The sequence below is a fragment of the Neisseria sp. P0021.S005 genome (assembly GCF_051956955.1).
Window position 1 is genome coordinate 1 of the sequence record NZ_JBQCWY010000126.1, and the last position, 7,198, is coordinate 7,198.

9 protein-coding genes and 1 tRNA gene are annotated in these 7,198 nt (G+C 48.3%); 3 read left to right on the forward strand and 7 right to left on the reverse strand.

Annotation, left to right across the window (positions count from 1 at the left end; genetic code table 11):
- The 4 genes from dcd to ACTHUE_RS08700 all read right to left on the reverse strand — a co-directional run.
- On the reverse strand, nucleotides 1–505 hold a 505-nt coding region (gene dcd, locus ACTHUE_RS08685; protein WP_440423292.1), incomplete at its 3' end, for a dCTP deaminase.
- 126 nt (nucleotides 506–631) lie between these two features.
- A complete protein-coding gene (locus ACTHUE_RS08690) occupies nucleotides 632–1,063 on the reverse strand; it encodes a hypothetical protein (RefSeq protein WP_004521094.1) in 432 nt (143 codons plus the stop codon).
- A gap of 22 nt (nucleotides 1,064–1,085) precedes the next feature.
- Nucleotides 1,086–1,868, reverse strand: a complete 783-nt coding sequence (locus ACTHUE_RS08695) for an ADP-ribosylglycohydrolase family protein (RefSeq protein ID WP_039862574.1) — start codon at nucleotides 1,866–1,868, stop codon at nucleotides 1,086–1,088.
- 78 nt (nucleotides 1,869–1,946) lie between these two features.
- Complete coding sequence (locus ACTHUE_RS08700) at nucleotides 1,947–2,846, reverse strand: recombination-associated protein RdgC (protein WP_004521096.1); 900 nt, start codon at nucleotides 2,844–2,846, stop codon at nucleotides 1,947–1,949.
- Nucleotides 2,847–2,979: 133 nt separating this feature from the next.
- On the opposite strand from ACTHUE_RS08700, the gene ACTHUE_RS08705 reads away from it, so the two are divergent.
- Both ACTHUE_RS08705 and serS read left to right on the forward strand, forming a co-directional pair.
- Nucleotides 2,980–3,055 (forward strand) — tRNA-Glu (locus tag ACTHUE_RS08705).
- Nucleotides 3,056–3,180: 125 nt separating this feature from the next.
- Nucleotides 3,181–4,476, forward strand: a complete 1,296-nt coding sequence (serS, locus tag ACTHUE_RS08710) for a serine--tRNA ligase (RefSeq protein WP_004521097.1) — start codon at nucleotides 3,181–3,183, stop codon at nucleotides 4,474–4,476.
- A gap of 65 nt (nucleotides 4,477–4,541) precedes the next feature.
- On the opposite strand, the gene ACTHUE_RS08715 is transcribed toward serS, so the two are convergent.
- The 3 genes from ACTHUE_RS08715 to ACTHUE_RS08725 form a co-directional block, all read right to left on the reverse strand.
- Nucleotides 4,542–4,781 carry a putative hemolysin gene (locus ACTHUE_RS08715; protein ID WP_004521099.1) on the reverse strand — a complete coding sequence of 80 codons (240 nt, stop codon included), beginning with the start codon at nucleotides 4,779–4,781 and terminating at the stop codon, nucleotides 4,542–4,544.
- Between the two features lie 129 nt (nucleotides 4,782–4,910).
- Nucleotides 4,911–5,714: a basic amino acid ABC transporter substrate-binding protein gene (locus ACTHUE_RS08720; RefSeq protein WP_004521100.1), complete on the reverse strand. Its 804-nt coding sequence runs from the start codon at nucleotides 5,712–5,714 to the stop codon at nucleotides 4,911–4,913.
- 76 nt (nucleotides 5,715–5,790) lie between these two features.
- Complete coding sequence (locus ACTHUE_RS08725) at nucleotides 5,791–6,042, reverse strand: NGO1151 family protein (protein WP_003680526.1); 252 nt, start codon at nucleotides 6,040–6,042, stop codon at nucleotides 5,791–5,793.
- 162 nt (nucleotides 6,043–6,204) lie between these two features.
- Between ACTHUE_RS08725 and ACTHUE_RS08730 the strand changes: the two genes are divergently transcribed.
- Nucleotides 6,205–7,005 (forward strand): hypothetical protein, encoded by an 801-nt coding sequence (locus ACTHUE_RS08730; RefSeq protein WP_004521101.1) that lies wholly within the window; start codon nucleotides 6,205–6,207, stop codon nucleotides 7,003–7,005.
- The last annotated feature ends 193 nt before the right edge of the window (nucleotides 7,006–7,198 follow it).

Here is a 7,198-nt window from a genome sequence, read left to right on the forward strand (position 1 = left end):
AAGTTTCGCAGACTTCATCGCTTTCAAAGAACAAGACTTGAGCCACGCCTTCGCCGGCATAGATTTTGGCAGGCAGGGGGGTGGTGTTGGAAAACTCAAGCGTAACGTAGCCTTCCCACTCTGGCTCGAACGGGGTAACGTTGACGATAATGCCGCAGCGAGCATAGGTGGATTTGCCCAAGCAGACGGTTAGGACGTTGCGCGGGATGCGGAAATATTCGACTGTGCGCGCCAAAGCAAAGGAGTTGGGCGGAATGATGCAGCAGTCGTCTTCGACTGTAACGAAGTTTTTCGGGTCGAAGTTTTTCGGGTCGACGATGGTGCTGTTGATATTGGTGAAGATTTTAAATTCATTAGCACAACGGATGTCGTAGCCGTAGCTGGATGTGCCGTAGGAAATGATGCGTTGGCCGTTGGCCTCTTTGATTTGGTTGGGCTCGAACGGCTCAATCATGCCGTGTTCTTCGGCCATGCGGCGTATCCATTTGTCGGATTTAATGCTCATGGTGGTTGTCCTGGGGTAAGGGTTGTTTGGAAATTCTTTAAAATCAACACAACAGCCTTATAGGCAGGCTTGTTCATTGATGTTTCAGACGGCCTAGAAGATGGATAAGGCCGTCTGAAAGGCTGTTTATTTGGTTTTGGAAGCAGATTTCTTAGGCAGTTTGACTTCTTTAATCATACCGTCTTCGCATTTCATGATGAAGACTGGTGTGCCGTTTTGGGAGGCGGTAAAGTTTCCGTGCGCCCTGCCTTTTTTGAACACGCCCTCCAGCGTCATATTGCGTAATTTGGCGCTGTTGGAGGAGAAAGGTTCGATAAAGGTTTCGCTGTTGCTGGAAACGGTATATACGCCTTTGCCGTCAAATTTGCCGTTTTTAAAGGCTCCGACATAGCTGCGGCCGTCTTGGCATTTCCATGTGCCTTTGCCGGATGGTTTGCCGTCTTTGCCGACATCGCCATCGTAAACGCAACCTTTTTCCTGATAAGGATTGATGGTTTCGGCAATGGCAGGCGAACCCAGCATGAAGGCGATAGGGAGTAGGGCGAGGTATTTCATCATTCATTCCTTTTTGCAGGCAGTTTCAGACGGCCTGATATTGGGATTCAAAAGTCAGCAGGGTTTCAGCAATACGGCGTGGCAATATGGCTAAAGCGTGTTCGCGCATGGATGCAGGGATACCATGGTAGGCTTCGGCAATACTGCCGGTAATGGCTGCTAAAGTATCGCTGTCTCCGCCCAGGGAAACTGCCAGTCGGATGGCGTGTTCAAAATCATCGCTTTCAAGAAAGGCGGTAACTGCTTGAGGTACGGTTTCTTGACAGCTTTCGTTGAAATGATAATGCGGCCGGATTTGGTCGCAACTTTGGCTCAAGTTATAGCCGAATTGTCGTGTAATGTCTTCTTTGATTTGCGCTTTGCCGATGCCGGTACGCGCCCAAAAGATGGCGGCGGCTACAGCTTGTGCACCTTTAATGCCTTCCGGATGGTTGTGCGTTACGGCGGCGGATTGTTCGGCAAAATGCAGGGTTTCTTCCAATGTGGCAAATGCCCAGCCAACGGCAGAAACACGCATGGCCGAGCCGTTGCCCCAGCTATTATAAGGTTCTGGATCTTTCCATTCTATCCATTGTGAAAAGCGGCCGCCATATGCGCCTTTAGGGTAGGGATATGCCCTACACCAGCCTTGTAAAATAGAGGCTAAATGATCGTTGCAGCCTTGTAAAACCCAATCGGCGATGGCAACAGTACAAATCGTGTCATCAGTAAAGTCGCTGTCGGGGCTGAAAATGTCAAAATCGATGTGACGGTAGTTGTCAAACTCAAATCTTGATCCGGCAATATCGCCAATGACTGCGCCCAACATCATGACATCCTTTCTGATACTTCTATTTATATTTCAGACGGCCTTTGATATTTCCCAATCAAAAGGCCGTCTGAAAAATTATTCTTGCCAGCCGCCCAAATAAGAAACCAGTTCTTCCAACATGGTGCTGATGGCTTCGGTCATCAGGATTTGCGAGGCAAAGGCGAGGCTGGCGGCATCGTCGCCGTTGCTTTCCGCTTCTTCTTGCAAAACGTCCAGATACTGGATGCGTTTGAGTGTAAAGTCTTGGGTAAGGATGAATGCGATTTGTTCTCGCCATACCAAGCCCAGCTGGGTAACAGTTTTGCCGTTTTTGACGTGTTGTACCACTTCATCGGCGGTCAGGTCTTGTTTGGAAACTTTGACGACCGGGACAACATCGCCTACGCCTTTGAGTTCGCAATCGCTGTCCAATTCAAAACCGCCTTCGCAATGGCCTTGCAGCAGCCAGCTGGTCATCAGGGAGGAGGGCGATTGTTTGGTGTTGGGCAGGGCTGCTTCAAGGCCGCCCAAGGCTTCGCGCAGTTTGGTCAGGATATTTTCCGCTTTGGCAGATGCGGCATTGTTGACCAAAAGATACCCGTGGCGCGTGTCGAAAATCACCTGTGTGCGGCTGCTGCGCGTAAAGGCACGGGGCAGCAGGTCGTCAGTAATCTGTTCTTTCAGTTCTTGTTTTTCCTTGCGGCCGACATTGCGCGCTTCGTTGTTTTGGATTTCCAAAACCTTTTCATCCAAAATATCACGGATGACGCCGGCAGGCAGGACTTTTTCTTCTTTTTTCAGGGCCACACGCCAAGTGTAATCGGCAGGGAAAACCAGCTCGGGCGAAAAGGAAACCGGCGTGGCAAAGCCTTCGCTAAACCAGTCCAAACCCTGACAATGGGCAAATTCGGATTGCGCCAATTTGTCGGCAAGGACTTCCAATTCGGGCAATTTGTCTTTGTTGAGCGGATAAAAACTGATTTGCTTAAACCACATGGCGAGTTTTCCTTTTTATTAAAACCGGCATTATACAGGGAAAATAACATACGGAAATCGGCAGCACCTTTAAAAATGCAGTAAAGGCGTTGACAGAAGAAAAGGCTTTCTGTATAGTTCGCGCTTCGGTTACGCGCCCATCGTCTAGAGGCCTAGGACACTGCCCTTTCACGGCGGCAACCGGGGTTCGAATCCCCGTGGGCGTGCCAAAATTCTTAAAAAACGCTCCTGCTTTTTTCAGGGGCGTTTTTTGTTTTCAGACGGCCTGTCGCTGTGAAAATATCTTTAAATTGGTTTACAATAATGCCATTCTGAATCTTAACGAGAGAAAACAATGTTAGACATCCAATTGCTCCGCAGCAATACCGCCGCAGTTGCAGAACGTTTGGCCGCACGCGGTTACGAGTTTGATACCGCGCGTTTCAACGCTTTGGAAGAGCAACGTAAAGCCGTTCAAGTGAAAACAGAAGAGTTGCAGGCTTCACGAAACAGTATTTCCAAACAAATCGGTGCGTTGAAAGGTCAAGGCAAACACGAAGAGGCTCAAGCTGCGATGGATCAGGTTACCCAAATCAAGGCGGATTTGGAGCAGGCTGCCGCTGATTTGGATGCCGTTCAGAAAGAATTGGATGCTTGGCTGCTGAGCATTCCGAACCTGCCGCACGAAAGTGTGCCTGTCGGTAAAGACGAAACTGAAAACGTTGAAGTCCGCAAAGTGGGCACGCCGCGCGAATTTGATTTTGAAATCAAAGACCATGTTGATTTGGGCGAGCCTTTGGGCTTGGATTTTGAAGGCGGTGCGAAACTGTCCGGCGCGCGCTTTACCGTCATGAAAGGTCAAATCGCCCGTCTGCATCGCGCTTTGGCTCAGTTCATGCTGGATACGCACACGCTGAAACACGGCTATACCGAACATTACACGCCTTACATTGTGGATGACCTGACCCTGCAAGGTACGGGTCAACTGCCTAAATTTGCAGAAGATTTGTTCCACGTTACCCGCGGCGGTGATGAGAGTAAGAAAACGCAATATCTGATTCCGACTGCTGAAGTAACGCTGACCAATACTGTTGCCGACAGCATCGTGGCCGGCAGTGATTTTCCGTTGAAATTAACTGCGCATTCCCCATGTTTCCGCTCCGAAGCGGGCGCATACGGTAAAGACGTGCGCGGCTTGATTCGCCAACACCAATTCGACAAAGTGGAAATGGTGCAAATCGTTCATCCGGAAAAATCATACGAAGCGCTGGAAGAAATGGTCGGCCACGCTGAAAATATTTTGAAAGCGTTGGAACTGCCATACCGCGTGATCACTTTGTGTACCGGCGACATGGGTTTCGGCGCAACTAAAACCTACGACTTGGAAGTTTGGGTTCCTGCGCAAAACACTTACCGCGAAATTTCCAGCTGTTCCAACTGCGAAGATTTCCAAGCTCGCCGCATGAAAGCGCGTTTCAAAGATGAAAACGGTAAAAACCGTTTGGTGCATACTTTGAACGGCTCAGGCTTGGCAGTCGGCCGTACTTTGGTGGCGGTATTGGAAAACCATCAAAATGCCGATGGCAGCATTAATGTTCCTGCTGCGTTGCAACCGTATATGGGCGGCGTGACCAAATTGGAAGTAAAATAATCGTTGTTTAAATAAAAAGGCCGTCTGAAACTTGGGTTCAGACGGCCTTTTCTATGATTGAGCAATTATTTGTTGTGTTGACGGAAATATTCCCATTCTTCGACAACGGTACCGTTAGGTAAGTGGCACACGCCGTATTCACCACCGTCTTTATCTTTTTTGATTTCGGATTTGCCACCTTGTTTGACGCAGAATTCAGAAGCAGGATTGGCCACGCCGACCTTAGGAGATTCTTGTTTTTCAGAAGCGGAGCAGGCGGCCAAAGCAGTGGCGGCAGCGAGGCTGAGGATAAGGGGTTTGATCATGACGTATCTTTCATTTGAAGGATAAAAACAAGTGGATTATAGGGGACGCTTGCGTTTAATTGAGTTAAACAGATTAAAGGCCGTCTGAAAAGTTTTCAGACGGCCTTTAGTTTAAGAAGTCATACCGGATTATTTGGCTGCTTCGGTTTTTTCGCCTTCTTTAGCAAAGTATTTGGCGTAAATTTTGTCGTATTCGCCGCTTTCGCGTACTTTTTTCAGCGCATCGTTCAACATTTTGATGGTTGCTTCGTCGCCTTTGCGTGCAGCGATACCGTAGTTTTCGATGGTGAAGTCAGGCAGGGAGATGAAATCCAAGCCTTTGGTCGGGTTGTTTTTCACATAGTTGGCAATGACTGCGCTGTCGCTGACTACGGAATCCAAACCGCCGTTTTCCAATTCTTTGATAATCAGGGGAACGCTTTCAAAGCGGGCGATTTTCGGATTGTCGTTGCCCAAGAGTTTGGAAACGGAGAAGTCGCCGGTGTAGCCGGTTACCACGCCGACTTTGGCCATGTTTTTCAGGTCTTCGGAAGAAGATACTTTTTTGCCTTTCGGAACGAGGACGACTTGGGTAATTTCAAAGTATGGGTCGCTGAAGAGCATGCTTTGTTTGCGGTCGTCAGTGATGGTTACGCCGGACATAACGATGTCCACGTCGCCGTTGTTCAGCGAAGGGAAGAGGCTTTCCCATGGCTGGTGTTTGAATTCGACTTTGAAGTTGCCGGCTTTGGCCATGGCATTCATCAAGTCAACGTCAAAACCTTCCACTTTGCCGGCAGAATCCAAAGATTCAAATGGGGCAAACTCGGCGTTAGAGCCGACACGGTACACTTTATCGGCAGGAGCAGAGGCATTGTTGCTTTGACCGCCGCAGGCAGTCAGGGCAAGGGCGGAACAAGCGAGGGCAGTGGCCAGCCATTTTTTCATGTTCATGATATGTGCTTTCTTAATAAAATGTTAACGGATAAAATCTTAGTTTAGCATAATTTTGTGAACAAACTAGCCGAAATCAGTGGTCTTTTTCTCGGAAAAATGCGTAGGTTACGTCATGGAAAAGGTCGGTGTGCGGGCTGTCTTCATAGCTCAATTCCGCCAACGCGTCTTCAAAGGCAAGCTGGATGGATTCTACGGCATCGTTGGCCATGTCAGAGGGCAGGGAGCGGATAAGGCCTTTGAGGGCGGTGGCGAGGACGTGGTTTTGCATACGCAAAGCGTCGTTGGCCTCTTCCAGATATTCGAGGCGTTGTTCGATGCTGCTCATGATGTATCCTTGAGTATTAAATAAAATAGTGATTATATAGCGAATTAATATTAAAATGTGACGCTTGCGCCGGCTTGCCGGATATGTCCAACCATCGGCCGTATTTCAAGTGATTTTAGGTTTGAATGCGGCTCACAATAAAAATGAAAAAACGAGATTATTATGGAAAACAACCGTCTTGACCCCACAGCCCTCGAGGAAGAAGATCTGAATTGGGAAAAACGCTTGGAAAGATTGCGTCAGGCACGACAATTCAATACTGCGCCGACTCATGCGCCATTGGTCAAAAAATCGGACGACGCTGTCGATGTTGCGCCCAAAACCGCGTCTAAAAAAGAATATAAATTAGATGCGGACAATCGTGAAAAAGTATTGGAAGAATATTTGTACCGCTGGCAGTTGGAACACAATACTGCCCTTGCAGACGATGGCGAAGCAGTGGAAACCGATGCGATGGTGGTTTTGCAGGACAACTGGTTGAGCGCGCAATCGGCATTGCAGGCCGCGGCTTCAGAGCGTCATATTGAATCCACCCGCACTGTCAGACTGAATCCGAAATCAGGTGCCGTAGATTTTGATGCGCCTGAAGTGGAAGAAACTGAAAAACCGGAAAATGATGATGCGCAAGCGGCTGAAGAGGCGGTTTCAGACGGCCTTGAAAAAGAACCGGCCATCAATGTCCATATCAATGTATTGAACCCGCAGGCGATTGGCCGTCGGGAAGTATTCTGTGTTTCTGAAAAGGATTTGACCGAGCGTCTGATTAAGCGTTTGCGTCCCCATGTGGCCGATGCGGTCAACGGCATGATTCGGATTGCCGTGCAAAAACAAATGGCCTTGTTCACTTACCAGTTGCAGCAAATGCTGAACGAGCAGGCGCCTGGCTTGGTGGAGGATGTATTGGAACACAACGTCAAACGTATTTTGGACGATATGAAGACTGAAATGAAATACCGCCGTTGAGTATCCTGGCCGTCTGAAAAGTTTCAGACGGCCTTTGGCGTAAAATTCCCTTAAAATTTTACGAAACGTGTATAATAGCGGCTCACGTTTTCGTGATAAATATCCTTTCTAAATAGTTGATATGCCCGATGCAGAATCGGGCATTTTTTTTGAGATTGTTATGAATAAAAATAAAATCATTGTATTGCTGATT

Bases quoted from the DNA above. Each gene is read 5' to 3' on its own strand.
- ACTHUE_RS08700 (WP_004521096.1), bottom strand. From the start codon at position 2,846: ATGTGGTTTAAGCAAATCAGTTTTTATCCGCTCAACAAAGACAAATTG.
- ACTHUE_RS08695 (WP_039862574.1), bottom strand. From the start codon at position 1,868: ATGTTGGGCGCAGTCATTGGCGATATTGCCGGATCAAGATTTGAGTTT.
- serS (WP_004521097.1), top strand. From the start codon at position 3,181: ATGTTAGACATCCAATTGCTCCGCAGCAATACCGCCGCAGTTGCAGAA.
- ACTHUE_RS08725 (WP_003680526.1), bottom strand. From the start codon at position 6,042: ATGAGCAGCATCGAACAACGCCTCGAATATCTGGAAGAGGCCAACGAC.
- ACTHUE_RS08690 (WP_004521094.1), bottom strand. From the start codon at position 1,063: ATGATGAAATACCTCGCCCTACTCCCTATCGCCTTCATGCTGGGTTCG.
- ACTHUE_RS08715 (WP_004521099.1), bottom strand. From the start codon at position 4,781: ATGATCAAACCCCTTATCCTCAGCCTCGCTGCCGCCACTGCTTTGGCC.
- ACTHUE_RS08730 (WP_004521101.1), top strand. From the start codon at position 6,205: ATGGAAAACAACCGTCTTGACCCCACAGCCCTCGAGGAAGAAGATCTG.
- ACTHUE_RS08720 (WP_004521100.1), bottom strand. From the start codon at position 5,714: ATGAACATGAAAAAATGGCTGGCCACTGCCCTCGCTTGTTCCGCCCTT.